General features: G+C 72.2%; 23 protein-coding genes and 2 tRNA genes. 14 read left to right on the top strand and 11 right to left on the bottom strand.

The features are described 5' to 3' along the window. The first annotated feature begins 22 nt into the window (after nt 1-22). The gene (locus ACFZAT_RS27830; RefSeq protein ID WP_391268299.1) at nt 23-952 is read left to right on the top strand and encodes a YDG/SRA domain-containing protein; all 930 of its coding nucleotides are present in this window, start codon (nt 23-25) and stop codon (nt 950-952) included. Here ACFZAT_RS27830 and ACFZAT_RS27825 read toward each other — a convergent pair. Together ACFZAT_RS27825 and ACFZAT_RS27820 are read right to left on the bottom strand one after the other, a co-directional pair. Continuing rightward, complete coding sequence (locus ACFZAT_RS27825) at nt 949-1,431, bottom strand: GNAT family N-acetyltransferase (protein ID WP_391268298.1); 483 nt, start codon at nt 1,429-1,431, stop codon at nt 949-951. The genes ACFZAT_RS27830 and ACFZAT_RS27825 overlap by 4 nt on opposite strands. Before the next feature lie 71 nt (nt 1,432-1,502). Next, nucleotides 1,503-2,507, bottom strand: coding sequence for a hypothetical protein (locus tag ACFZAT_RS27820; RefSeq protein WP_391268297.1), 1,005 nt, complete (start codon nt 2,505-2,507; stop codon nt 1,503-1,505). 122 nt (nt 2,508-2,629) lie between these two features. Here ACFZAT_RS27820 and ACFZAT_RS27815 point away from each other — a divergent pair, with 122 nt between their 5' ends. The 5 genes from ACFZAT_RS27815 (at nt 2,630) to ACFZAT_RS27795 (ending at nt 6,536) form a co-directional block, all read left to right on the top strand. Beyond that, on the top strand, nt 2,630-2,788 hold the full coding sequence (locus tag ACFZAT_RS27815) for a DUF3311 domain-containing protein (protein ID WP_073965037.1): 159 nt from the start codon (nt 2,630-2,632) through the stop codon (nt 2,786-2,788). Continuing rightward, nucleotides 2,785-4,284: a sodium:solute symporter gene (locus ACFZAT_RS27810; protein WP_391268296.1), complete on the top strand. Its 1,500-nt coding sequence runs from the start codon at nt 2,785-2,787 to the stop codon at nt 4,282-4,284. The genes ACFZAT_RS27815 and ACFZAT_RS27810 overlap by 4 nt, the downstream gene beginning before the upstream one ends. 66 nt (nt 4,285-4,350) lie before the next feature. Further along, nucleotides 4,351-4,686 (top strand): DUF6412 domain-containing protein, encoded by a 336-nt coding sequence (locus ACFZAT_RS27805; RefSeq protein WP_391268295.1) that lies wholly within the window; start codon nt 4,351-4,353, stop codon nt 4,684-4,686. A gap of 84 nt (nt 4,687-4,770) precedes the next feature. Continuing rightward, the gene (locus tag ACFZAT_RS27800; protein WP_391268294.1) at nt 4,771-5,541 is read left to right on the top strand and encodes a membrane protein insertase YidC; all 771 of its coding nucleotides are present in this window, start codon (nt 4,771-4,773) and stop codon (nt 5,539-5,541) included. Between the two features lie 134 nt (nt 5,542-5,675). Next, entirely contained in the window at nt 5,676-6,536 is an 861-nt protein-coding gene (locus ACFZAT_RS27795) for a fumarylacetoacetate hydrolase family protein (protein WP_391268293.1), read from the top strand. A 64-nt stretch (nt 6,537-6,600) separates the two neighbouring features. Here the strand turns inward: ACFZAT_RS27795 and ACFZAT_RS27790 are convergent, their stop codons facing one another. Next, nucleotides 6,601-7,080: a heme-degrading domain-containing protein gene (locus ACFZAT_RS27790; RefSeq protein WP_391268292.1), complete on the bottom strand. Its 480-nt coding sequence runs from the start codon at nt 7,078-7,080 to the stop codon at nt 6,601-6,603. Next, on the bottom strand, nt 7,077-8,207 hold the full coding sequence (locus ACFZAT_RS27785) for a Gfo/Idh/MocA family oxidoreductase (protein ID WP_391268291.1): 1,131 nt from the start codon (nt 8,205-8,207) through the stop codon (nt 7,077-7,079). The genes ACFZAT_RS27790 and ACFZAT_RS27785 overlap by 4 nt, the downstream gene beginning before the upstream one ends. On the opposite strand from ACFZAT_RS27785, the gene ACFZAT_RS27780 reads away from it, so the two are divergent. The 5 genes from ACFZAT_RS27780 to ACFZAT_RS27760 all read left to right on the top strand — a co-directional run bounded on the left by ACFZAT_RS27780 (nt 8,206) and on the right by ACFZAT_RS27760 (nt 12,859). Beyond that, nucleotides 8,206-9,369: an ROK family protein gene (locus ACFZAT_RS27780; protein ID WP_391268290.1), complete on the top strand. Its 1,164-nt coding sequence runs from the start codon at nt 8,206-8,208 to the stop codon at nt 9,367-9,369. The genes ACFZAT_RS27785 and ACFZAT_RS27780 overlap by 2 nt on opposite strands. A 174-nt stretch (nt 9,370-9,543) precedes the next feature. Further along, complete coding sequence (locus tag ACFZAT_RS27775; protein WP_391268289.1) at nt 9,544-10,605, top strand: hypothetical protein; 1,062 nt, start codon at nt 9,544-9,546, stop codon at nt 10,603-10,605. A 122-nt stretch (nt 10,606-10,727) separates the two neighbouring features. After that, complete coding sequence (locus ACFZAT_RS27770) at nt 10,728-11,516, top strand: HAD-IIA family hydrolase (protein WP_018518008.1); 789 nt, start codon at nt 10,728-10,730, stop codon at nt 11,514-11,516. 106 nt (nt 11,517-11,622) lie between these two features. Next, nucleotides 11,623-12,177, top strand: coding sequence for a hypothetical protein (locus ACFZAT_RS27765; protein WP_391268288.1), 555 nt, complete (start codon nt 11,623-11,625; stop codon nt 12,175-12,177). Nucleotide 12,178: 1 nt separating this feature from the next. After that, nucleotides 12,179-12,859 carry a class F sortase gene (locus ACFZAT_RS27760; RefSeq protein ID WP_391268287.1) on the top strand — a complete coding sequence of 227 codons (681 nt, stop codon included), beginning with the start codon at nt 12,179-12,181 and terminating at the stop codon, nt 12,857-12,859. Between the two features lie 296 nt (nt 12,860-13,155). Here ACFZAT_RS27760 and ACFZAT_RS27755 read toward each other — a convergent pair. Then, nucleotides 13,156-13,229: transfer RNA gene (locus ACFZAT_RS27755), tRNA-Lys, on the bottom strand. Between the two features lie 207 nt (nt 13,230-13,436). On the opposite strand from ACFZAT_RS27755, the gene ACFZAT_RS27750 reads away from it, so the two are divergent. From ACFZAT_RS27750 to ACFZAT_RS27740, 3 genes are all read left to right on the top strand, one after another. Further along, a complete protein-coding gene (locus tag ACFZAT_RS27750) occupies nt 13,437-14,747 on the top strand; it encodes a peptidoglycan-binding protein (RefSeq protein ID WP_391268286.1) in 1,311 nt (436 codons plus the stop codon). A gap of 25 nt (nt 14,748-14,772) precedes the next feature. Further along, a complete protein-coding gene (locus tag ACFZAT_RS27745) occupies nt 14,773-16,515 on the top strand; it encodes an SPFH domain-containing protein (RefSeq protein ID WP_391268285.1) in 1,743 nt (580 codons plus the stop codon). A 165-nt stretch (nt 16,516-16,680) separates the two neighbouring features. Beyond that, nucleotides 16,681-17,271 (top strand): lytic polysaccharide monooxygenase, encoded by a 591-nt coding sequence (locus tag ACFZAT_RS27740; protein WP_391268284.1) that lies wholly within the window; start codon nt 16,681-16,683, stop codon nt 17,269-17,271. A 129-nt stretch (nt 17,272-17,400) separates the two neighbouring features. Here the strand turns inward: ACFZAT_RS27740 and ACFZAT_RS27735 are convergent, their stop codons facing one another. The 6 genes from ACFZAT_RS27735 to ehuC form a co-directional block, all read right to left on the bottom strand. Then, the gene (locus ACFZAT_RS27735) at nt 17,401-18,936 is read right to left on the bottom strand and encodes an MFS transporter (RefSeq protein ID WP_391268283.1); all 1,536 of its coding nucleotides are present in this window, start codon (nt 18,934-18,936) and stop codon (nt 17,401-17,403) included. A gap of 131 nt (nt 18,937-19,067) precedes the next feature. Then, nucleotides 19,068-19,141, bottom strand: a tRNA-Lys gene (locus tag ACFZAT_RS27730). 53 nt (nt 19,142-19,194) lie between these two features. Continuing rightward, entirely contained in the window at nt 19,195-19,953 is a 759-nt protein-coding gene (locus ACFZAT_RS27725; protein ID WP_026171865.1) for an IclR family transcriptional regulator, read from the bottom strand. Between the two features lie 183 nt (nt 19,954-20,136). After that, entirely contained in the window at nt 20,137-20,988 is an 852-nt protein-coding gene (gene ehuA, locus ACFZAT_RS27720; protein ID WP_391268282.1) for an ectoine/hydroxyectoine ABC transporter ATP-binding protein EhuA, read from the bottom strand. Continuing rightward, nucleotides 20,978-21,622 carry an ectoine/hydroxyectoine ABC transporter permease subunit EhuD gene (gene ehuD / locus ACFZAT_RS27715; RefSeq protein ID WP_391268281.1) on the bottom strand — a complete coding sequence of 215 codons (645 nt, stop codon included), beginning with the start codon at nt 21,620-21,622 and terminating at the stop codon, nt 20,978-20,980. Before ehuD ends, ehuA begins: the two co-directional genes overlap by 11 nt. Continuing rightward, complete coding sequence (gene ehuC / locus ACFZAT_RS27710) at nt 21,619-22,353, bottom strand: ectoine/hydroxyectoine ABC transporter permease subunit EhuC (protein ID WP_391268280.1); 735 nt, start codon at nt 22,351-22,353, stop codon at nt 21,619-21,621. Before ehuC ends, ehuD begins: the two co-directional genes overlap by 4 nt. Nucleotides 22,354-22,361 lie beyond the last annotated feature (8 nt).

Here is a 22,361-nt window from a genome sequence, read left to right as displayed (position 1 = left end):
CCGCCATTGACAGAATGATCGCATGGCACCCTCGAACTCGAAGCCCATCTATTTTGGCCCCCCTCCGAATGTGTTGGAGGGGGCACGGTTCCGTACACACGATGACCTTTACGCTGCCGGCGTGCATCGGTTTCGAGGGCAGGGAATCTCCGGAACGTCATACCAGGGCGTGGACTCGATCGTGGCCAGTGGTGGCTACGCTGCCGACGAGGATCACGGCGACGTCATCATTTACACCGCGCAAGGCGGATCGCCCGACAAGGACGGGCACATCACGGCAGACCAGGAGTTGACCAAGGTCAACGAAGGAATGCTGGTCAACTATCGGGAGGGCCTGCCCATCCGATACGTACACGGCTTGGGTATCAAGCGGCGCAAGGCGACCGAGGGCTACAAGTACCGCGGGCTCTACCTCGTTGAGGATTACTGGAGTGTCCGCACCGACCGTGGCTTTCTTATGTGGCAGTTTCGTTTGGCTAAGTCGACGGCCGTGGAGCCCTGGGAGCCGGCGGAGAGCCAAGGCGCCGCAGAGATTCGACCAGTCACGCCGCTTGAGAAGGCCGCTGCGAAGTACGTCAGTGTTCAGCGGCGCGTGCGGAACACCGCTGAGGCTCGGGCCGTTAAGAACATTTACAAGAGTGTCTGCCAGATGTGCCGCATTCCCCTGGTCGTGGACGCAGAGGGCGGACGATACAGCGAGGGTGCACACATCCACGCGCTGGGCCGGCCGCACAACGGCAAGGACGTGAGCAGCAACATCCTCTGCCTCTGTCCGAACTGTCACGTCCTCTTCGACAACGGCATGCGGCTCATCACCGATGACCTCAAGGTCATCGACGCCTTCAGCAAGAAGGTGTTGGGCGATCTGCATGTGCTGCCCGGGCACGACATAGACCCCGACTGCGTGCGGCAGCACCGCAGTCGCTGGGTGGCTCGCGTGCAGGAGGTTTAGCCGAGCGCCCGAACGAACGCCACCCCCGCCTCCCCGTTCAACGCCACCGCCTCACCCGTCTCCACGAACCCCGTCCGGCTCAGCACCCCCCGTGACGCCGCGTTCCGTACCGCTGCCCGTGCCGTGAGCGTCGCCAGGGCGTACCGGGTGCGGCACACGTCGAAGAGCTGGTGCACCGTGGTGGTCGCCAGGCCCTTGCCCGTGGCCTTTTCCGCCAGGCGGAAGCCGAGTTCGGCCGTGCCGGCGGTGGCGTCCATCAGGTTGAAGCGGCCCAGGATCTCGCCCGACTCCACCAGGACGTGGAAGTGGCAGATCCCCGCGGCCTGTTCGGCCAGCAGGGCCTCGTGGCGAGGGGCGTAGTCGGCGAAGAACGCGTCGCCCCGGTCCGGGACCGACGCCGCGAAGAACGCGCGGTTGGCCTTCTCGAACGCGAGGACGGCCGGGGCGTGGTCGGGGCGCAGGCGCTGGAGTTCGGGCATGGGCGAAGAGTACGGAGCCGGGGCGCGCCCCGGCATCCCTAATTCGTCGCTCGGGCAGCCCCCCTCAGCCCCTACACCCGCCCCCCGTGGCACCCCCGGTACGACTCCCCCGACCCGCACCAGCACTCCGCGCTCTTCGCCGGGGGCCACGGCACCGCGCGGCCCCGTGCGGCCAGGGTCGTCGCGTACTGGGGGAGGAGGTCCGGGTCCGCCGGGGACGCGGATTCGGAGGCGGCGAAGGCTTCGTAGGAGGGGACCGTGCCGCGGACGATGCCGAGGTTCGGGGTGCCCGCCGCCTGGAGGTCGCGCAGCGCCGCCTCCAGGCGGGCCAGGTGGTCCGGGTGGGAGGCGTACTCGCTGCCCAGGCTCGGATACGCCGTGAGGAGTTCGCGGAACTCGGCGGCCGGCCAGTGCAGCACCGCCACCGGGAACGGGCGCGACAACGCCGTCCGGTACGTGCCCAGTTCGGCGCGCAGGCGGGTGATCTCGGCGCGCAGCTCGCCCGGGTCCGACGAGCCGAGCGACCACAGCCGCTTCGGGTCGTGGAGCTCGTCCAGCGGGACCGCCGCCGTGTGCAGGGTGTCCGCCAGCTCGTCCCAGGCGTCGTGCGCGACGCCCATCAGGCGGCGCACCCGGTGCCGGCCGGTCAGCAGTGACTGGGTCTGGTACGGGACCTCCTCGCCCGGCGCGATCAGCAGTCGCAGGGCCGTGGAGAAGAGGTCGTGGGCCGCCTCCAGCTCGTCGTGGGCCTCCAGCGTCTCCGCCGCGATCTCCCACGGGGCCGCCTCCTGCGGGGCCGCCACGCGGACGCCGTCGATCAGCGCGCGGGCCTCCGCCTCGTGGCCGTACTCCCACAGGTTCGCGGCGCTCAGCGCCCGCACCAGCTGCGGGTGCTCGGTGCGGGAGTCGCCGAGCAGGTCGTCGTAGAGCGTCGTGGCGCGGGCGCGGTCGCCGCCGAGTTCCAGGTGGGCCGCGGCCTGGAGGAGCAGCGGCTCGTGGTCCTCGGGGTACTGCGCCGCGGTGCGGAGCAGGCGCTCGGCTTCGGAGATGTGGTCGGCAGGAGTCTCGGGGCGCATGCCTCACACCGTACTGCTGTGCGGGGGAGCGGCGGGGGCTACTCCCCGGGCAAGGCCCTGCGCACGCCGCCGACCCTCTAACGTGTCTCCACGTGCTCAGACGACGTCCGCAGTTGTTGTGGTTGCTGGTCCCCTACGTGCTCTACCTCGGGGTGCTGCCGTTCGTGAACCGGGTCCGGCCCGTCGTTCTCGGGCTGCCGTTCCTCTTCTTCTGGCTGCTCGGGGCGACCCTCCTGACCCCCGTCGCCGTATGGCTGACCCGGCGGGGTGACCGCCGGTGAAAGCCGCCGTCGCGACCTCCGTCTTCGGGGTCTTCATGGTCGCCACCGTCGCCCTGGGGCTGCTCGCCGTGCGCGGCAGACGCGGCGGGGGCGGGCTCGCCGAGTGGTCGGTGGGCGGGCGCAGCCTCGGCACGGTCTTCATCTGGGTGCTGATGGCCGGCGAGGGCTACACCAGCTTCAGCTACCTCGGCGCCGCCGGCTGGGGCTACAACTACGGGGCGCCCGTCCTCTACGTCGTCGCGTACATGTCCTGTGGGTACGCCGTCGGCTACGTCGTCGGGCCCATGCTGTGGGCGTACGCGCGCAAGCACGGTCTCGTCGGGATCACCGACATGGTGGCGCACCGCTTCGGGCGGCCCTGGCTCGGCGCGCTCGTCGCCGTCCTGGCGACCGTGTTCCTGCTGCCGTACATCCAGCTCCAGATCACCGGCATGGGCGTCGTCGTCTCCACGATCTCGTACGGCACCATCAGCCTGAACTGGGCGTACTTCATCGCCTTCGCCGTCACCACCGGCTTCGTCGTGGTCAGCGGGCTGCGCGGCAGTGCCTGGGTGTCCGTGCTGAAGGACCTGCTGGTCATCGTGACGCTCGGCTTCCTCGCGATCTACGTGCCCGTGCACTACTTCGACGGCTACGGGCCCTTCCTCGACCGGCTCGTCACCGAGAAGAGCGAGTGGCTGACCTTCCCCGGCCACGGGGACAGCGGCCTCGGGCAGGCGTGGTTCGTCACCACCTCGTTCCTGAACTCGCTCACCGTCGTGATCTTCCCGACCACCGTCGCCGGCTACCTCGGCGCGAAGAACGCGGACGTACTCCGCCGCAACGCGATGTGGCTGCCCGCCTACAACGTCCTCCTCTTCGTCCCCATGCTGCTCGGCATGGCGGCGCTGTTCGTCGTGCCGGGGCTCGTCGGCGCCGAGTCCAACCTCGCCCTCTTCAAGCTCGTCACGGACTCGCTCCCCGCCTGGTCCGTCGGCGTCATCGGGGTCGCCGCCGCGCTCTCCTCGATCGTGCCCATGGCCGTGTTCATGCTGGTCATCGGCACGATGTGGGGCCGCAGCGTGCTCTCGCTCGTGCCCCGCTGGGAGCACCGGCAGAAGGGCGCCGCGCAACTGGTCGTCGTGGTCGCGGGCTCCCTGGCGCTGCTCCTCACGTACACCGCCCCCAACACCCTCGTACGCCTCTCGCTCATCTCGTACGAGGGAATGGCGCAGCTGCTCCCCATGGTGCTGCTGGGGCTGATGTGGCGGCGGCTGACGCTGCTCGGGGCGCTGTCCGGGCTCGTCGTCGGGGTCGGCGTGGTGTGCGCGTTCGTCTTCACGGAACACGATCCGGTGTGGGGCGTGAACGCGGGCATCGTCGCCCTCGCCGCCAACCTGGCCGTCGCGCTCGCGGTGACGTACGCCGGTCCGCGCGAACGCGACGAGCGGCCGGACGACGAGGTGCTGGCCCGGGACGATGTGGAGGCGGAACGGATGGCTGTCAACGTACGTTGACCCCCTCGGTCGGTCGTGTATAACGGATGGACCGACAGGAGCGGATACGGAAGGGAGGCACCGCCCATGGACACCGGCGTCATGAGCCGCGTACGCGACGGTCTCTCCCGCGTCCTGCGCCCCGCGGGGCTGCTCCTCTTCCTGCTCACCGAGGTCCTCCTCGCCGAGGGCGGAAGCCTCTCCGCCGCCGTCGCGCTCGCCGCCACGGCGGCCGCCGGCACCGCGCTCGTCGCCTGCTCGGTCATCAGCGCCCGCTGCGCCGCCCCGGTGCCCCGCACCCGGGTGCGCACCGCCATGCGCGACCGCGAGAAGCGCACCGCGTTCCTTCCGCAACGGGACCCGGACGCCCAGGGGCGCCGCCGTCCCCGAGCGCCGGGCCGCGCCCTCCCGACGGCCGCGTAGGGACACACCAGCCTCACGCGGACCCGTCACGCCGAAGCACGTTCTCCTCGCTTCCCGCATGACGAGACCCCGGAGGGCTCACCCATGTCCGCCTTCATGTCCGCTTTCGCCGGCCTGGTCGGCGCCTTCGCCGACCTGCTCCACCCGCTCTTCCAGAACGCCTCCACCGCCGCCGCGATCGTCCTGTTCACCGCGCTCGTCCGGCTCGCCGTGCACCCGCTCTCGCGGGCCGCCGCACGCGGGCAGAAGGCGCAGCGCCGGCTCCAGCCGCAGATCGCCGAGCTGCGCAAGAAGCACGGCAAGGACCGCGAGCGGATGCAGAAGGCGCTCATGGAGCTGCACCGCGAGGAGAAGGTCTCGCCGTTCTCCGGCTGCCTGCCGAGCCTGCTCCAGATGCCGGCGTTCTTCCTGCTCTACCACCTCTTCTCCAGCCAGAGGATCGGCGACAAGGCCAACTCGCTCCTCGGCCACCAGCTCTTCGACGCCCCCCTCGGCGAGCGCTGGCGCGACGCCCTGTCGCACGGCGGGCTCTTCGGCGCGCAGGGCCTGGTCTACCTGGGGCTCTTCGCGATCGTGGCCGCGGTCGCCACCTTCAACTACGGGCGTACGAAGCGTCAGATGGCGGCCAACCCGGTCACTCCGCCCGCCGGCCCGGACGGGCAGCCGGTGCCCGGCATGGGGGCGATGAACCAGCTCATGCCGCTGATGTCCTTCTTCACCCTCTTCACCGTCGCCTTCGTGCCGTTGGCCGCCGCGCTGTACGTGGTCACCAGCACGACCTGGACCGCGATCGAGCGGGCCTTCCTGTACCGCGACATGCCCGCGCCGGGGGCCGCGGTCGCCACGGCCGCGTAACGGCCGCACCGGGCGGCCCGGTCCAGGTTGTGAACAGGGTCTTGCGGAGTGATCGGACGTCTTGGAGGATCGGACAAGCCTGCGATGGCCGCCACCCATCCGACGGGCCTGATCCCGACCGAGGAGAACGACTCTTGAAGCTGCTTCGTGTGGGTACGGCGGGCGCGGAACGACCGGCGCTGCTGGACGAGGACGGAACCCTGCGTGACCTGTCGGGCGTCGTCCCCGACATCGACAGCGCCCTGCTCGCCGACGAGGACGCGCTCGCCCGGGTGCGCGCCGCCGCGGCCGCGCCCGGCGGGCTGCCGGCGCTCGACGCCGAGGGGCTGCGGGTGGGCCCGCCGCTCGCCCGCATCGGCAAGATCGTGTGCATCGGGCTGAACTACCACGACCACGCCACGGAGACCGGGGCGCAGATCCCGGACGAGCCGATCCTGTTCTTCAAGGCCCCCGACACCGTCGTCGGGCCCGAGGACCCCGTGCTCGTGCCGCGCGGGAGCGTGAAGACCGACTGGGAGGTCGAGCTCGCCGTCGTCGTCGGACGCACCGCGCGCTACCTGGAGACGGCGGAGGAAGGGCTCGCCCACGTCGCCGGCTACGCGGTCGCGCACGACGTCTCCGAGCGCGAGTTCCAGATCGAGCGCGGCGGCACCTGGGACAAGGGCAAGAACTGCGAGACGTTCAACCCGCTGGGCCCCTGGCTGGTCACCGCCGACGAGGTGGCCGACCCGCAGGCCCTCCCGCTGAAGCTCTGGGTCAACGGCGAGCTGAAGCAGGACGGCACCACCGCCGACCAGATCTTCCCGGTCGGCGAGGTCGTCCGCTATCTGAGCCGGTTCATGACGCTCTACCCGGGCGACGTCATCAACACCGGCACCCCGGCCGGCGTCGCCATGGGGCAGCCCGAGCCCAAGCCGTATCTGCGGGCCGGTGATGTCGTGGAGCTGGAGATCGACGGCCTCGGCCGGCAGCGGCAGGAGCTGAAGGACGCGTAGAGGCGCCCCGATACATCGGAGGGGTGGGGGCCGTCGCGTACGGACCCCACCCCTCCGCCGTATGTCAGCCGTCGATCCGCGACACGAACTGCTCCAGCGCCTCCACCACCAGCGCGTGGTCCTCCGCCTGCGGCAGCCCCGAGACCGTCACCGAGCCGATGACACCCGCGCCCTCGACCGCGATCGGGAACGAGCCGCCGTGCGCCGCGTACACGTCCGGGTCCAGCCGGGACGCCTCGTCGAACGTCGTCCCCTTGGCCCGGAACCGCGTCCCCACCAGGTACGAGCTCTCGCCGTACCGCTCGACGACCCGGCGCTTGCGGTCGATCCACGCGTCGTTGTCCGCGCTCGAACCGGGCAGCGCCGCGTGGAACAGCTGCTGCGCCCCGCGCCGGATGTCGATAGCGACCGGGGCGTGCCGCTCCCGGGCCAGCGAGACCAGCAGCCCGCCGAGCGCGTAGGCGTCGTCGTAGCCGAAGTGCGGCAGGGTGAGCCGGCGCTCCTGGGCGATCAGCTCGGAGATGGTCGGAGCGGTGGGGTTCATGCGGGCTGCTCCTCGGTGACGTGGGCGGAGGCGCCGAGGGGCCGCAGGGTGACGGTGACCCCCTCGCGGGCCGAGCGGCGGGCCGCCTCCAGGACGTCAAGGGTTTCGGCGGCCTGAAGCGCGGTCACCGGATTGTCGCCCGTCCCGCGCAGCGCGTCGTTGACCGCCGCGTAGTACGCCGGATAGTCGCCCGGCAGCGTACGGACCGGGGTGCCGCCGCCCGTGAGCGGGGACTCGCCCGCGCCGAGCCGGCCCCACAGCTCCTCGCCCTCCTCGCCCCACGGCTCGCCCGGAGCCGGGCGGGCGCCCTCGCGCAGGGCGGCCTCCTGGGGGTCGAGGCCGTACTTCACGAAGCCCGCCTGTGATCCGAGCACCCGGAAGCGCGGGCCGAGCTGGGCCGTCGTGGCGCTCACGTACAGGTGCGAGCGGACGCCCGAGGTATGGGTGACCGCCACGAACGTGTCGTCGTCGGCCGCCGCGCCCGGGCGCCGCAGGTCCGACTCCGCGTACACCTGGGCGGCCGGGCCGAACAGGGTCAGCGCCTGGTCGACGACGTGGCTGCCCAGGTCGTAGAGCAGCCCGCCGATCTCGCGCGGGTCGCCGGACTCGCGCCAGCCGCCCTTCAGCTGCGGGCGCCACCGCTCGTAACGCGACTCGAAGCGCTGGACCTCGCCCAGGGCGCCCTCCGCGAGGAGCGCGCGCAGGGTGAGGAAGTCGTTGTCCCAGCGCCGGTTCTGGAAGACCGAGAGCAGCAGCCCGCGCTCCTCGGCGAGCGCCGCGAGCTCCCGGGCCTCGGCCGCCGTGCCCGCGACCGGCTTGTCCACGACCACCGGAAGCCCGGCCTCCAGCGCCGCCCGCGCGAGCGGTACGTGGGTCTTGTTCGGGGACGCGATGACGATCAGGTCCAGCTCGTCCGCCCGCTGCCACAGCTCGTCGGGGGAATCCGCGAACCGTACGCCGGGGCAGGCGGCACGGGCCTCGGCGCGGCGCTGCTCGTCGCGGGTGACGACCGTGTCGAGAGCCAGGCCTTCGCTGGCCGTGATCAGCGGGGCGTGGAAGACGGACCCCGCCAGGCCGAAGCCGACGAGTCCGACGCGCAAGGGGGTGCCGGAGGTGTGGGAGGTCATGCCTCCACTTTGGCAACGCTGTTGCCAAAGTGCAAGCGCGGGCCACAATGGGTCCGTGAACAGGAGCACCACCGGCGCGAACCTTCCCGCCCTGCGCAGCCACAACGCGGCCCTCGTCCTCGACCTGCTGCGGGTGGCCGGCGAGGGCGGCATCAGCAGGCTCGAACTCGCCGAGCGCACCGGGCTCACCCCGCAGGCCGTCAGCAAGATCACCGCCCGGCTGCGCGCCGAGGGCCTGGCCGCCGAGGCGGGCCGCCGCGCTTCCACGGGCGGCAAGCCCCGGACCGTGCTGCGGCTCGTCCCCGAGGCGGGGCACGCGGTGGGGCTGCACCTGGACCGCGACGGGCTGACCGTGGTGCTCGTGGACCTCGCGGGCGTCGTGGCCGGAAGCCTCACGGCTCCGCTGGACTTCGGGGCCCCGGCGGACGAGGTGCTGAGCGCCGCCGCGGGGGCGGTCGCCGCCGTGCGGGGGGACGGGGCGCTGCCGGTGCTCGGGGTGGGCGTCGCGGCCCCGGGGCCGCTGGACCACCGGGGCGGGGTGCTGCACCGCGTCACGGGGTTCCCGCAGTGGGACGGCTATCCGCTGCGCGCGGCGCTCGCCGGCCGGACCGGGCTGCCCGTGGTCCTTGACAAGGACACCAACGCCGCCGCCCTCGGCCTCGCCCTCGGCGCGGACGGCCCCGCCGACTTCGCCTACCTCCACCTCGGCACCGGCCTCGGCGCGGGGCTCGTCCTCGGCGGCGCGGTGCACCGGGGGGAGCGGACGGGGGCGGGCGAGTTCGGGCACCAGACCGTGCAGCTGGACGGCCTCCGCTGCGGCTGCGGCGGCCGCGGCTGCCTGGAGGCGCTGTGCCTCGCCGCCGCCCGCCGGGGCGACGCGGCCGAGGCGGCGCGGGTGCTCGGGACCGGCGCCGCGAACCTCGTCGGGCTCCTCGACATCGACCGCGTCGTCCTGGGCGGCCGCACGGTCGCCGCCGACCCCGACACGTACGTACGCGGCGTGCGCGCCGTCCTCGACGAACGCTCCCGCCGCGAGGGGGTGCGGGGCACCCCGGTCCCGGTCACCGCCCACCGCGAGGGCGACCGCCCGGTCGCGGAGGGCGCGGCGCAATTGGTGCTGGGCCGGTTGTTCGGCCGGGTCGGGGAGTCGGACGGCCCCTGAGACCTGGGCCGGGCGGGTCGAATCCCGCCGCTGTCCGGGCGACCCCCCGGCACGCCTGCGTCGGGCGCTCGCGCGCGCGTGGCAGCCTCGGCCACCCCGAGGGCCCGGAGCCGTGCCGTGCGCGGCGCCCCGTCCCGGCCGGCCCTTGCCGTACGAAGTGGAGGCTGCCCTGCCATGCCCCCCGAATCCGCCGAGCCCGGCGAGACCACCGAAACCCCCGGGACCGGGCGCACCCGGCACGGGCTCGCGCTCGGGCTTGCCGCCGCCAGTGTGATGCCCGTGGTCCTCGGCGGGGCGACCGCGTCCGCCGCCCCGCAGCGCAGTGCGGTCGCCGGGACGGCCGGCGGGCCGATCCGGGCGGGCGCGCCCGGATCGGCCACCGCCGACCAGCAGCCCGCCTGCTCCAACCCCGCTTCGGACGACTTCCCCATCGACACCCGGATCCACGGCGGACCGGACACCTACGCGTCCGGCGGCGGCTACGGCACCTGGTTCCTGGACCTGACGAACACGACCACCGAGTCCTGCCGGGCGATCCACCCCGTGCTCGTCCTCACCGACGAGGAACGGGCGCTGACCTCGGACCAGATCCAGCTCCAGTTCTCGGAGCGCGCCCACCCCGGGGTCGAGCACCGCGTGACCTGGGAGACGACCGACCGGGACGAGCACATCGGCGTCTTCGGCGGCAGGGGCGATGACGCCTTTCCCGGATTCACGGTGCCCGCCGGACGTACCGTCACCGTCCAGGTCCGGCTGGCCTTCACCTCCGACACGAGCCCGGGCCGGATCACGGCCAACGCCGCGATCGTCCAGCGCCGGGGCGGCGGGAGCGGCACGGGCGGCGACGGCGAGTGGGTCGGCGAGTCCGGGGACTACCCGTTCTCGGTGGTCGAGCAGGAGCCCGACGAGGACACGACCGGCACCGGCGAGACGGACGGCGACCGCGAGAGCGCGGACGGAACGGCCCGGGAGAACGTGGGCGGCACCGGCGAGGACGAGGACGAGGGGAGCGGCACGGTGAAGGGCAAGGGCGACGAGGGATACGCGGACCCGGGCACGACCGGCACCACCCGGCGCCCCGTGCCACCGGGCACCGACCCGGCGGGGGTCCCGCAGCTCGCCGCCACCGGCATCTCCGTCCCCGTGGCCCTGCCCGCCCTCACCGTCTCCGGATTCCTGATCGGCGGCGGCGCGATGGTGCTCGCCGGCCGCCGGACCCGCCGCGCCGAGCGCTGATCAACAGGTGGTCAGCCAGTACCTCCACGTCGAACAGTCGGCCTAAACTCGGGGGCGTCGGCGCTGCACAACGCGGTGCCGCCGGCGTCCCCGCACCTGGCGTACGGCAACTGGAGTCCCACATGGCAGAGCGCAAGCCGATCTCGTCCTGGCTGACCGACATGGACGGGGTCCTCATCCACGAGGGCACCCCGATCCCCGGCGCCGACGCCTTCATCAAGCGGCTGCGTGACTCGGGGCTGCCCTTCCTGGTCCTGACCAACAACTCGATCTACACCGCCCGCGACCTGCACGCCCGGCTGAACCGCATGGGCCTGGACGTGCCCGTGGAGAACATCTGGACCTCCGCGCTCGCCACCGCCCAGTTCCTGGACGACCAGCGCCCCGGCGGCACGGCGTACGTCATCGGCGAGGCCGGGCTCACCACCGCGCTGCACGACATCGGGTACGTCCTCACCGACCACGACCCGGACTACGTGGTGCTCGGCGAGACGCGTACGTACTCCTTCGAGGCGCTCACCAAGGCGATCCGGCTGATCAACGCCGGCGCCCGGTTCATCTGCACCAACCCGGACGAGACCGGCCCGTCCGCCGAGGGCCCGCTGCCCGCGACCGGCTCCGTCGCCGCCCTGATCACCAAGGCGACCGGCAAGGCCCCGTACTTCGCGGGCAAGCCGAACCCGCTGATGATGCGGACCGGGCTGAACGCGATCGGCGCGCACTCCGAGTCCAGCGCCATGATCGGCGACCGCATGGACACCGACGTGCTGGCCGGTCTGGAGGCGGGCATGCAGACCTTCCTGGTGCTCACCGGGCTGACCACGGTCGCCGACATCGACAAGTACCCGTTCCGGCCGTCCACCGTCGTGGACTCGATCGCGGACCTGGTCGACCTCGTCGACCTGGGCTGACACCGCCCGGCGCGGGGGAGCGCGGCCCACTCCACCGGCCCAGCGCCCCCGCGCTGCGGATGCGGAACGCGCCCGCAGGCGTGAACCTTCCATCAGGAGGTTCACGATGCGTTCCATACCGCTCACGTTCTGTGCCGCCGCACTGGCCGCGGCGACCCTGGTGCCGATCCCCTCGGCACTGGCCGAATCCGGCTCCGGCCACGAGGACTCCCGGTCCCGCGCCGCCCTGTCGGTCTCGCCCTCGTCCGCCGCCCCGGGCAGCGAGGTCGAGCTGGAGCTGACCGGCTGCAAGGCCGAGGAAGCCAAGGCGAACTCCGACGCCTTCGTCTCCGAGGCGCGGTTCTCGTCCGGCGGCGACCGCACGCTGTACGCCGAGGCCCGCGTCCGCGCGGACGCCGAGCCCGGCGACTACGACGTCCAGGCGATCTGCGACAAGCGCACCCGGGTGACCGCGACCCTCACCGTCGTGCACCGCGAGCGCCCCGTGCCCATCGCCCCGGTCCACGCGGGCGGCGGAGGCACCGCCGTACTCGCGAGCGAGACCGCCGATCAGGACGGACCCGGCACCACCCACGAGGTGATCGGCCTCGGACTGGCCGCCGTCGCGGCCGTCGCCGTCGCCTTCCGCAGCGTGCGCCGTCGCCGTCCGGCGGCCGACTGACATGTCCGCACCGGAGGAGGCGGCGGGGCGCGGCAGGCTGCTCACCGGAGTGACCTGGGCCGTCATCCTGCTGGGCCTGTGGCTCTGGGGCCGCGGGATCACGGACGGCTCGGGCATCGGTTCGGCCCCGACCACCGGCGACGTCGCCGCGGTCGGGCGCCCGCTCGGCGTGCCGCTGCCCCCGGCACACGCGCCGATCGCGGGCGTCGCCCCGAAGAGCGTCGACATCCCCTCCATCGGCGTCGAGGCCCCCGTCGTCTCCCGGGGCCTGGACGCGGAGGGCGCCATCGAGCCGCCGTCCTTCGACACGCCCCAGACGGTCGGCTGGTACGGGGACGGCACCCGGCCCGGCGCCGAGGGGCCGGCCCTGTTCGTCGGCCATGTCGACACCGAGACCAAGCCCGCCGTCTTCTACGGGCTCAGCGCGGCCCGCCCCGGCGCGAAGGTCGACGTGACCCGTACGGACGGCACGGTCGCCGAGTTCACCATCGACGACGTGCAGGTCCTCACCCGTGCCCGGTTCGACGCCCGGAAGGCGTACGGGCCCCGCAAGGACGGGCGGGCGGAGCTGCGGCTGATCACCTGCGGCGGCACGTACGACCAGAAGTCCCACTCGTACACCGCGAACGTGGTCGTCTCGGCCTACCTGACCGCCGAGAAGGGCGCGGCGAAGGCGGCCTGATCCGTACGAGAGGCCCGGTACCCGGCCCGGCCGCCGCCCGTTCCCCGGGTGGCGGCCGGGCCGGTCCTCGACCGCGGTGCGCGGGCCGCGGGAGTGGCCCGGCGCGGACACGGGAGGTCGGTGGCGTCCGGGCCCGCCGCACCCCCCACTGTAGGGGGACGCTCCCCGTGCGCCCAGCCGCCTTCTGACGTTACGTCGATAACCGGTCACCCTCCGCATGCGGTGAAGCGGTTGCGGACGGTGCGGAAGAACGACCAAGGCCCCCTCGCGCGAAGCGAGGGGGCCTTGGCTGTGCGTGCGCCGCCAGGGACTCGAACCCCGGACCCGCTGATTAAGAGTCAGCTGCTCTAACCAACTGAGCTAGCGGCGCCTGCTGACCTGGAAAACTCTACCCGATCCCCAGTGGTGCTCCTGACCATCCCCGAGGGGGCGTCTCGCCTTCCCGGCCTGTCGGATGGTCGTTTTTTCCCTTCTATCCGTCAAACTGCGGTATGTCATGACGTATGTCATGGCCTTTGCCACGCTGACGCCCGAGCAGATGCGCCCGAGGAACTTGACGACTGCGGAGGGGAATCGCATGACTGTGCCGGCCTTCGAGGAGTACGTACCCGCCATCGACTGCCCCTGTCCCGGCTGCGCCGCCCAGCGGCGGACCGCCGCCGGGGGACTTCCCGTGCGGTACGGGGGACACCCGGCCGCGCACGGCGCGCGGCGCGCGGTGGTGCTGGTCACCGCCGCCGGGGTGGTGCTCGGCGGCGGGGCCGCGGAGTCCGCCGGGGCGCCCGCCGATCCCGCCCCGGCGCCTGGCACGGGGGTGCCGACCGGCATCGGCCCGCTGCCGGACAGCCCCCAGGGGCTGCCGGGTCCGCTGCGCGGGTCCGGTTCGCCGGGACCTTCGGCGGCCCAGGCTTCGGCGCCGGAGCCGCGGGCGACGACCCGGACCGAGATCATCAACCGCGCGAAGAAATGGCTGGACGCGCAGGTCCCGTACAGCATGTCGAAGTACTGGACGGACGGATACCGGCAGGACTGCTCCGGCTATGTGTCGATGGCCTGGAACCTGCCGGGCAACGAGTGGACCGGCAGCCTCGCCGCGTACGGCACCCGCATCGCCCGCGAGGACCTCCAGCCCGGCGACATCCTGCTCTTCCACAACCTCGCCGATCCCGGGAACGGCTCCCACGTCACGATCTTCGGCGGCTGGACCACCTCGGCGCACACCCACTACACGGCGTACGAGCAGACCAAGCCGCACACCCGCAGGCAGACGACGCCCATGGCGTACTGGACCAACTCCGCGAGCTATGTCGCCTACCGCTACAAGGGCCTGAGCACGGGGAAGTCCGGCAGCGAGGCGGAGAAGGACCCGTTCCCCGGCGCGGCGAAGTTCGGTCCCCGCGCGAAGAACGCGTACGTGACCCGGCTCGGCGCGATGCTCGTCGCCCGGGGCGGCAAGCGCTTCTACAAGATCGGCCCCGACCCGGTCTGGACCGGTGCCGACCTCCGGGCCACCCGGGCGTTCCAGCAGGCCCAGGGGTGGAAGGGCGCGGAGGCCGACGGCATCCCCGGCCCCGACACCTGGAAGCTGCTGGTGACCGGAACCGGCCGGGACATCCCCGCCGCGAGGGGCCAGGGCGGCACCAAGGCGGCTCCGGCCTTCCCCGGACGGGGCTATTTCCGGCCGGGTCAGTCCAACAGCCATGTCGACAGGCTCGGAAAACAGTTGGTGAAGAAGGGGTACGGCGCGCACTACCGGCTGGGCCCCAGCCCCCGGTGGACCGAGGCGGACCGGCGCAATGTCGAGACCTTCCAGAAGGCCCAGGGCTGGCGGGGGACGGAGGCCGACGGCTATCCGGGCCCGGAGACCTGGCGGCGACTCTTCGCGTGACACGACGGACATGACGGAGGCGGAAATGCGATCCACGGTGTCGGACAGCTCCGGAAACCCGGAGTACGGCCAGGAGACGGAGTACGGGACGGTCCCGGTACGGGAATGGGTCGGCCCGGGCGGAGCGGGCAGCGTCACGGACGCGTGGGCGGCGGGGGCCGCGGCGGCCGAGCCGCCGGTCGCCGAGGGGCTGCCGGTGCGGGGCGCGACCCCGGCCGCACCCCGCGCGCCGGAGCCGCCTCCCCTCTTCAGGCCCGTGTCGGTGTCGGTGCCCTCGGAGGAGGAGGTGGTGGTGCAGGTCGAGGGGCCGCTGGAGCCCGCTGCTCCGGAGGCCGGTGACGACACCGGTTCCGTCGTCGATCTGGTGCTCGACCTTCCGTCGGGGGACGAGGACCGCCGGGCCCCGCTCGGGGCCACCTCGGCTTCGGTGTCGGTGCCGGCCGGGACCCACGCGCAGGAGCCGGAGGACGCGCGCCCTGCGAAGGCGCCCGCGCCGGAACCCGTCAAGGACGCGGCGCCCGAGGACGCCGGGCCCGAGGACGCCGCTCCCCTCGTGGAGGCTGCCCGGCCCGAGGCCGAGGTGGAGGCTGCCCGGCCGGAGCCCGTCCTCGCTCTCACCGGGGCCCGCGTGCCCGGGCCCGACCCGGTCCGGGACAGCGGGCGGCATCAGGCGGTCATCGCCAACGAGCGCACCGCCTCCATCCCCGTGCACCTGCTCTTCCGCGAGGACCGGCGCACCGGGGCCGCCGCCGTGCCGCCCGCCGTCGTGCGGCCGGGCGGTGGCGACCCCGGGGCCGGGGTGCGGCGGCCGCCCGTGCCGAGGACGCCGCAGGTGCGGCCCGCCACCCGGCCCGCCCCCGACGCCGACCCCCGGCTGCGCGAGCGGCCCGGGCCCGCGCTGCCCGGCTGGGCCGCGCTGCTCACCGGATCCGGCGGGATCGCGGCGGCCGGCGCGGTGCTGTGGTGGACCGGCGTGATCCCGGCCCCGGTGCTCGCCCGGGTCGGGCTCGGTCCCCGCCCGTACGAAGGGCTGCCCACCGGTGCCTGGGCCGCGCTGGTGTTCCTGGCGGCCGTCGTGCTCTTCGCGCTCGGGGGCCTCGGCCGGGGGCGGGTCGGGCACGCCTGGGTGCTCACGCTCTTCGGGCAGTACCGGGGCAGCGTGCGGCGCACCGGTCTGGTGTGGGTCAGCCCGCTGCTGCTGCGCCGCCGGATCGACGTACGGCTGCGGCACTGGCGCAGCGAGCCGCTGCCCGCCGTGGACGCGAACGGCACGGCGCTGCGGGTCGTCGTCCAGGTGGTGTGGCGGGTCACGGACACCGTGCGGGCGGCGCTCGGGATCGAGGACCACGAGGCGTATCTGCGTGAGCAGGTCGAGGCCGCGATGGCCCGGGTCCTGTCCCAGCTGCCCGCCGACGCCTTCCACGAGGACGCGCACACCCTGCGCAACGCGGAGGCCGTCGGGGACGCGCTGACCCGGATGCTGAAGGCGGACTGCGAGCCGGTCGGCGTCGAGGTGTACTCGGCCCAGCCGACCGGGATCGAGTACGCGCCGGAGGTGGCGGCGGCCATGCAGCGGCGCCGGATCGCGGCGATCGACGCCCGGCACCGGGACAGCGTCCTCACCTCGGTCGTGGACGCGGTGGACGACACCGTCAGCCGGCTCACCGAACGGGGCCTCGTGGAGCTGGACGACTACGAACGGAAGGCGCTGGTCAAGGACTTGACGGTGGCCTTCTGCACCGGGCGTACCGGAGGCGACGGCAACTGAGGAGGCGTGGGGGAGGTTCCGGAGCAACCGGAATACCGCGCTCATTGGTCTGGACATGGTCAAGGCACGGCAATAATCTAAGCCTTGGTCTAGACCGCAGAACGCGTGTACGCGGCAGTGCTCATGGAATCCCCACTCCCCCCACGATCCGAGGAGCGACATCTCATGCGTATGAAGGCAAGCGCGGCCCTGGTCGGTCTTGCGGTAGCGGGCGTCTCGATGTTCGCCACGAGCAGCGCCAGCAGCCACGGCTACACGGACAACCCGATCAGCCGTCAGAAGCTGTGCGCCAACGGCACGGTGACCGGCTGCGGCAACATCCAGTGGGAGCCGCAGAGCGTCGAGGGCCCCAAGGGCTTCCCGTCCGCCGGACCGGCCGACGGCAAGATCTGCTCCGGCGGCCACGGCGAGTTCGCCCAGCTGGACGACCCGCGCGGCGGCAACTGGCCCGCCACCAAGGTGACCGCCGGTCAGGGCTTCAGCTTCCGCTGGCAGTTCACCGCCCGGCACGCCACGACGGACTTCCGCTACTACATCACCAAGAACGGCTGGGACCCCACCAAGCCGCTCACCCGGGCCGACCTGGAGCCGCAGCCCTTCATGACGGTGCCGTACAACAACCAGCAGCCCCCGGCGACGCTGACCCAGCAGGGCACCATCCCGACCCAGAAGACCGGGAAGCACATCATCCTGAGCGTCTGGAACATCGCGGACACGGCCAACGCGTTCTACGCGTGCTCGGACGTGCAGTTCTGACCTGCGGTTCCGGCGTCCGCCGGTGACCGTGCGGCGTGAGTGACGTGCTGCCGGCGGGCAGCACGGCGAACCCCGGGGAGTCCGAGGACTCTCCGGGGTTTCGCTGTGCCGGTACCGGCCGGGCCACGGTCAGGCCTGGGCCGGGACCGGAGCCGCAGCCGTCTCCCCGGCGGCCGGCGCCGTCCGGGTCGCCCGGTGCAGCAGGGTCGCCGCGAGCACCGCACCGGTCAGCAGGATCAGGGACCCGGTCACCGAGGCGTAGTGCATGCTGTGCACGAAGGCGTCCCGGCCGATCGCGATCAGCGAGTCGTCGCCCGTGGTCAGCGCGCCCGGCAGGGTCTTGCGGGCGGCCTCGGGGGCGGAGCCGGGCATGTCCGCCCGGTAGACCGCGGTGGCGACGGCGCCCAGCAGGGCCATGCCCAGCGCACCGCCGAACTCCTGCCCGGTCTCCAGGAGCGAGGCGGCCGAGCCGGCCTTCTCCGCCGGGCTGACGGCCATCGCCATGTCCGAGACGAGCGCCATCACCGCGACGATGCCGCTGCTCATCACGGCCGAGCCGATCAGCAGCAGGACCAGCGAGTCGGTCCCGGCCAGCGTGAAGACCCCGAAGCCCGCCGCCCCGACGGTGAACCCGCCGCAGACCACGTAAGCCCGCTGGACCCGCTGGGCGAGGGCGGTCGCCGTGGGCGCCGCCGCGCCCACCGCCAGGGACGGGGCCAGGCTCCACAGCGCGGCCTCCATCGTGCTCATGCCGAGTACCGACTGGAGGTACTGGGTGGTGAAGAAGGCCGAGCCCATCATCGCGAAGGCGGCCAGCGCGTTGAGCCCGATCCCGGTGCCGAAGCCGCGGCCCCGGAACAGCTCCCGGCTGATCATCGCGTCGGGGCGGGTGCGCTGGCGGCGGACGAAGACCCAGCCGACGGCCAGTCCGGCGGCGATGATCAGGGCCCGCCGGGCGTCGAGCCCGTGGGCGGCGCTCTCCTTGATGCCGTAGACCACCGGCAGGACCGTACCCATGGACAGCGGGACGCTGAGGAAGTCGAAGCGGCCCGGGTTCGGGTCCTTGAACTCCGGCACCAGCAGCGGCACGAGGACCAGCAGCAGGAGCATCGCGGGCACGTTGATCAGGAAGACCGAGCCCCACCAGAAGTGCTCCAGCATCACGCCGCTGAGCACCGAACCGAGCGCCACACCGCCGGCCATGGCGCCCGACCAGATGCCGATGGCCTTCGCGCGCTGCTGCTCGTTCCGGAACATGTTGCGCACGAGCCCGATGGTGGACGGCATCAGCGTCGCCCCGCCGATCCCGAGGACCGCCCGGGCCGCGATCAGCATCTCCGGGCTGTTCGCGTACGCCGCGCAGACCGAGGCGGCGCCGAAGGCGAGGGCCCCGATCATCAGCAGCTTCCGGCGGCCGATGCGGTCGCCCAGCGAGCCCATCGTGATGAGGAGGCCGGCCAGGGCGAAGGCGTACACGTCGAAGATCCACAGCTGCTGGGTCGCGCTGGGGGCGAGATCCCGGTCGATGGACGGGATCGCGAAGAAGAGGACGGAGACGTCCATGGAGACGAGCAGGAGAGGGAGGAGCAGGACCAGGAAGGCGGTCCACTCCCGACGGCCGGCGAGTGCGCCGGGGGCGGCGGTGGAGCTCGTGGGGTTCGTCATGCCAAGGAATGTACGGCTGTTTAAAACATCTGTCTAGTACGTCTGTGTAAAACGTTCGTACATGGCTGCGGGCAGCACAAAACGCACGAGGCGGTCTCCGTGGATACGGAAACCGCCTCGTGCGTTGTCTGTGCGCCGCCAGGGACTCGAACCCCGGACCCGCTGATTAAGAGTCAGCTGCTCTAACCAACTGAGCTAGCGGCGCGTGCTGACGTGAAAATAATACCTGGTCCGAAGGGGTGCTGATGACCAGCCGCGCTACAGGGCCAGCGACAGCAGCATCGGGGCCGCGCGCCGGTTCAGCGTGTCCGCCGCCGCGCGCAGCCGGTGCGCGTCCTTCACCGGCATCGACAGCGCCAGGCAGCCCGCCGACGACCCGGCGGTCAGCGGCACCGCCGCGCACACCGTGCCGACCGCGTACTCCTGGAGGTCGAGCACCGGGACCGTGGCCGGCTGGCTGTCCAGCTTGGAGAAGAGGACCTTCTCGCTGGTGATCGTCCGCGAGGTCAGCCGGGGCGTCTTGTGCCGGGCGATGTGGTCGCGCCGGCCGTTCTGGTCGAGCTGGGTCAGCAGGCACTTGCCGATCGCCGAGGCGTGCGCCGCCGACCTGAAGTCCACCCACTCGTTGACCGCCGGGGTCAGCGGGCTGTCGGCGTACTGCGTCACGCGGATCTCGCCGTCGACGTACCGGCTGATGTAGACCGCCGCGCCGACCGAGTCGCGGAGCTGGGCCAGGGTCTGCTGGAGCTTGGACTCCAGCGCCTGGCGGCGGGCCGCGCCCGAGCCGAGGAGCAGCAGCGAGGCGCCGATGACGTACGCCCCGTCGGTGATCTGCTCGACGTAGCCCTCGCGGCGCAGGGTCAGCAGCAGGGAGGTGAGGTGGCCGACGGGCAGCCCCGTCTCGCGCGAGAGCTGGGCCTCGGTGACCCCGCTGCCGTGCTTGGAGACCGTTTCGAGAACGCGAAGGGCGTACTGCACCGAGTGGAACGGCGCGGTCGGTTCGGGCTTCAACACCACGGCTTCCCCCTGCCAGTCGGGACCGGAGGCCGGTTCGCGGGCCCCGGCCTCGCCACCACGATAGCCGTCGACGGGCCGTTCAGGGCGGGGTGCGGCGGACTCGTGGGTGCGCCCCGGAGCTGTCAGCAGGGGCGCACCCGTACGGCATATGCCAGCGTCATGCGCGAGCGACGGATGCCGAGGTCACAGCACTGCGTTGAGAAATTCGCGCGTGCGTTCGTGCGAGGGATCGGAGAATATTTTCTCCGGCGAACCGGACTCCACGACCCGTCCCGCGTCGAACATCAGCACCTTCTCCGAGACGTCCCGGGCGAAACTCATCTCGTGGGTCACGCAGAGCATCGTGATGTCGGTGTTCCTGGCGATGTCGGTCAGCAGCTCCAGCACCCCCGCCACCAGCTCCGGGTCGAGCGCGGAGGTCACCTCGTCCAGGAGCAGGATCTCCGGCTCCATCGCCAGCGCACGGGCGATGGCGACCCGCTGCTGCTGCCCGCCGGACAGCTGCGAGGGGTGCGCGTCGACCTTGCCGGAGAGCCCGACGAGGTCCAGCAGCTCCCGTGCCCGGGCCTCCGCCTTGTCCCGGTCCATGCCGAGGACGTTGACGGGCGCCTCGGTGATGTTCTGGAGCACCTTCATGTTGGGGAAGAGGTTGAACTGCTGGAAGACCATGCCGATCTTCCGGCGGGCCGCGCGCAGGTGCTTCTCGGAGGCGGGCTTCAGCGAGCCGTCCGGCGCCCGCAGGTGCGTCAGCGGTTCGCCGTTGATCCAGATCACTCCGTCGCTGACCCGCTCCAGCGTCATCAGGAGGCGCAGGATCGTCGTCTTGCCCGAGCCGCTGGGCCCGATCAGGGTGACGTGCTCGCCGCGCTCGACGGTGAAGTCCAGCTCGTCCAGGACCGTGTGGTCCCCGTAGCGCTTGACGACCTTGTCGAAGCGGACGAGCGGATGGCCGTCGTCCTTGGAGGCGTCGACGGGCACGACGTCCTCGGGGGCCGTGGCCGCGTTCTTCTGCAGGGGGAGGGGCTCAGTGGCCAAGGCGCTTCTCCAGCTTCCTCATCAGGAGGGACGTGGGGTAGCTCGCGACCAGGAAGATCAGGCCGGCGAGCGTGAACACCTCGGTGTAGACGAAGTGCTTGGTGCCGTAGTCGCGTGCCTGGAAGACCATCTCGTGCACGGTGATCACGGCGAGGAAGGGTGTCTCCTTGAACATCGAGATCGCGTAGTTGCCCAGCGCCGGCACCACGTTGCGCACGGCCTGCGGCAGGATCACCGCCTGCCAGGTCCGCCGGGGCGTCAGCGACAGTGCCCGGCACGCCTCCCACTGCCCCTTCGGCACCGCGTCGATCCCGGCGCGGTACACCTCGGAGGTGTACGTGGCGTAGTGGACGCCCAGCACCGCGATGCCGACGGTCAGCGGCTCCACCGAGGTGAACAGTGCCGCCGCGCCCACGAGTTGCACGATCAGCGGAGTGGAGCGGATGAACTCCATCACCGCCTTCACCGGAACGGTCACCAGCCGGCTCGGGGCCCGCCCGGCGACCGCGATGGCCAGCCCCAGGACCGCGGCGACCAGGGTGCCGAACACCGTGGCCAGCAGGGTCGTCCAGAACCCGTCGAGGAGCAGGGGGAACGCGTCGCCGACGGCGCCCCAGTCGAAGTCCTTGGTCACCGGGTACCTCCGGCCTGGGCGGCGGACACGGCGCTACGGCTCTTCAGCAGGCTCTTCCCGCCCGCCGCCAGACCGAGCCGCCGCTTGGCGGACCGCTCCAGCAGGTTCATGAGCAGGGTCAGCGCGTAGGCCAGGACGAAGTAGCAGACCAGCAGCGTCGCGTACGCGGTGAGAGTCTCGCCCGTACGGCTGCGGAGCTTCTCGATGGCGGTCATCAGGTCCGCCGCCGAGATCAGCCAGAGCAGCGGGGTGGCCTTCAGCAGCTGGATCAGCAGGTTGGTGAACGACGGGATCATCTGCACCCACGCCTGCGGCAGGATCACCTTGCGCATCCGGTGCAGCGGCGACATGTTCAGCGCGAGCGCCGCCTCGTACTGCCCGCGCGGTACGGAGTTGACCGCGCCGCGCACCACCTCGGCGCCGTAGGCACCGTAGTTGAGGCCGAACGCCAGCACCCCGCAGACCACCGGGGTCAGTTCGTACCCGGTCAGCTGCGGCATCGCGTAGTACAGCCAGAACAGCTGCACGTACAGCGAGGTGCCGCGGAAGAACTCCACGACCACCCGGGAGACCCCGCGCGACAGCATGAGCCGGCTGAGCGACATCAGGCCGAGGACGAACGACAGGAGGAGCGCCGCCAGGGCGCCGAGGACCGTCGCCTCCAGGGTCACCCACAGGCCGGACCGCAGCTGCGGCAGATCGTCGGCGAAGGCCGAGAAGAAATCATTCATGCGGTGGG

It is taken from the genome of Streptomyces sp. NPDC008163 (assembly GCF_042956885.1).
GTDB classification, from domain to species: domain Bacteria; phylum Actinomycetota; class Actinomycetes; order Streptomycetales; family Streptomycetaceae; genus Streptomyces; species Streptomyces drozdowiczii_A.
This window is presented reverse-complemented; position numbering and strand designations above follow the sequence as displayed.